Source organism: Streptomyces sp. 13-12-16 (assembly GCF_002114215.1).
Classification (GTDB): domain Bacteria; phylum Actinomycetota; class Actinomycetes; order Streptomycetales; family Streptomycetaceae; genus Streptomyces.
Genome location: NZ_NCTE01000503.1, coordinates 1 through 2,510 on the forward strand (window position 1 = coordinate 1; position 2,510 = coordinate 2,510).

At 73.7% G+C, this 2,510-nt stretch carries 3 protein-coding genes; 1 reads left to right on the forward strand and 2 read right to left on the reverse strand.

Annotation, left to right across the window (positions count from 1 at the left end; all coding sequences use genetic code 11):
* Nucleotides 1-788 (reverse strand): DUF4140 domain-containing protein (locus B7767_RS19715; RefSeq protein ID WP_143652558.1); only part of this gene is annotated, 788 nt, incomplete at its 3' end.
* A gap of 106 nt (nt 789-894) precedes the next feature.
* On the opposite strand from B7767_RS19715, the gene B7767_RS19720 reads away from it, so the two are divergent.
* A complete protein-coding gene (locus B7767_RS19720; RefSeq protein WP_085573341.1) occupies nt 895-1,818 on the forward strand; it encodes a ketopantoate reductase family protein in 924 nt (307 codons plus the stop codon).
* Nucleotides 1,819-1,831: 13 nt separating this feature from the next.
* On the opposite strand, the gene B7767_RS19725 is transcribed toward B7767_RS19720, so the two are convergent.
* Nucleotides 1,832-2,017 (reverse strand): hypothetical protein, encoded by a 186-nt coding sequence (locus tag B7767_RS19725; protein ID WP_085573342.1) that lies wholly within the window; start codon nt 2,015-2,017, stop codon nt 1,832-1,834.
* Nucleotides 2,018-2,510 lie beyond the last annotated feature (493 nt).

Sequence of the window (2,510 nt, forward strand, 5' to 3'; positions counted from 1 at the left end):
CGCAGATCGGCGGTGGCCAGGGCGATGCGCACACCGGTCCAGTCCTCACCCGTGCGCTGGGCGACCGAGGCCCGCAGCACCAGGGACCCGTCGCTCCCGCCCTCCCGATGGGTGAGCCGGTAGGCGGGCACCCAGACGGCGCCGGGCACCCCGTACTCCACCTCCAGCTCCACCTCCGCGTCGCCCGCGCCGTCCAGCGTCAGGACCGCGCACATCGAGCCGGCCACCGGTGCCGAGGGCGCGTCGGTGGAGGCACGGGAGAGCCTGTCCACGACGACCGTGAGCTCGTGCTCGGCCCGGCGCAGCTCCTCCTCCAGCTCGCGGAGCCTGCCGTGCAGCCCGGTCAGGCGCTCGTCGACGAACTCGGAGAGCTCCAGCCACGCGTCGACCGGGGTACGTCGATGCGGGTCGTCCCGCTTGCGGGCCGGCGGCACCGGACGGAGCGCCCCGACCTCCTCGATCAGACCCAGTTGCCGGTCCCGGCGGCCTCGCGCAGCCGCCCGTTCGTCGCGCAGCCGCTCCTCTTCGCGCCGCAACCCGTCGGACGGTCCCGCGTCGAGGAGTCCGGCCTCCACCTCCACCCGGGCCTCGGTGACACGTGCCCCGGACGCCCCGACGACGCGGGCCCGCAACGAGCCAGGGTCCAGCGAGCGGGGCAGTCCCGTCACCCGCACGCGTCCGCCCGCCGGCACCGTTCCCCGGGCCAGGCGGCGGCAGAGCGCGCCCTGCGCGTACACCACCACCGAATCGAGAGTCGACTCCCACCTCGGGGCCGTTCCAGCCGTCATGTGCTCCCCCACCCAGCCGTTTCCGTGCCGAGGGCAGCCTACGCGGTGGCCGGCCCGAGGCGGATCGTCATAATCCTCGGAACAGTTGTCGAGGAGGCGGTCACACATGCGTATCGCAGTTGTCGGAGCCGGTGGAGTCGGCGGCTACTTCGGGGCGCGGCTGGCCGCGGCGGGCCACGAGGTCACGTTCGTGGCCCGGGGCCGCCATCTGGAGGCCGTACACGGCTCGGGGCTGCTGGTCCGCAGCCCGCTGGGGGACGTGCGCACCTCGCCCGGCTCGGCCGTCGACAGCGTCGCCCGACTCGGTCCCACGGACCTGGTGATCGTCGCCGTGAAACTCTGGGACACCGAGGACATCGCCGTACGACTGGCTTCCTCGGAGGCGGGGGACGCCCCGGTGCTCTCGCTGCAGAACGGAGTGCACAAGGACGACATCCTCCGCCGGCACCTGCCCGCGGACTCCGTCCTGGGCGGAACGTGCTTCATCTCGGCCTTCATCGAGGAGCCCGGCGTCGTCAGGCACAACAGCGCCCTGCAGAGAATGGTCCTCGGCGCCCGTCACCCGGGTCAGGCGCCCGTCGTACAACGGTTTCTGACCGCCTGTCGTGAGGCGGGCATCGAGGCGGAGACCAGCGCGGAGATCGACAGGGTGATCTGGGAGAAGTTCGTCTTCCTCGTCGGGCTGTCGGCCACCACGACCGCCATCCGCCGGCCCATCGGCGTCGTCCGTTCCCACGAGCGTTCCCGGGCACTGCTGCGCGAGATCATGGAGGAGACCGTGGCGCTCGCGCAGGCGTCGGGTGTCGCGCTGGACGACACGTTCGCCGAGCGTCAACTGGCCTTCTGCGACACGCTGCCCGCGGACATGACGTCCTCCATGCACAACGACCTGGAGAACGGCAACCGTCTCGAACTGCCCTGGCTCAGCGGGGGAGTGGCCGACCTCGCGGCCCGGCTCGGCGTCCCCGCGCCGCGCAACCGGACGGTGGCCGACATCCTGTCCCCGTACGTGTTCGGAGCGGCGGGGTGACGGCTGCCGTGCCTCACCAGACCAGGCACCAGTACGCGCCGTGGTGCCCGATGCCGATACGGCTGTGCCACGGAACCAGGCCGGGGTCCGGCTGACCCACGGCCGCCATCGAGCAGGCGGGGTCACCGACCGCGTCGGCGTCCGCCATGCGGTGGGCGGCGGCCTTCGCGGCCGGGGAGGTGTACCACGTGGTGGTCACCCGTTCGCCGCCACCGGTCGTGGGCGTCGGCCCGGGTGACATGACGGACGGCGTCGACACGTGCTTCGAGGGCGCCGGCCGCGTCGCCGGCGTCGTCGGCGTCCGTGTCGGCGCTGGGCGGACGGGCGACGCCGGGTGCTTCGGCGTTGCGGACTTCGGCGGGGGTTCGGGGACGGCGGACTTCGGTGGCGGTTCGGGTGTGGCGGGCTTCGCCGGGGGTTCGGGTGTGGCGTGCTTCGAGGGGGATCTGGGCGTTGCGGGCTTCGGCGGGGGCTTGGGTGTGGCGGGTTTCGCAGGAGGGCTGGGTGTCGCGGGCCGCTGCGGGGGTCCGGGTGTCGCGGGCCGTGGTGAGGGTGCGGGAGTCGGGGAGCCCGGTGAGGGGCGGGATGTCGTGGACCGCGTCGGTGGCGGTGGTGTCGCCGGTCCCGCCTCCGGAGTGCGCAGGGCCGACGCGCCGGTCGCGGTCCGGTCGGGCACCGGCCGGCGGCTGGGC

Bases quoted from the DNA above. Each gene is read 5' to 3' on its own strand.
- B7767_RS19720 (WP_085573341.1), top strand. From the start codon at position 895: ATGCGTATCGCAGTTGTCGGAGCCGGTGGAGTCGGCGGCTACTTCGGG.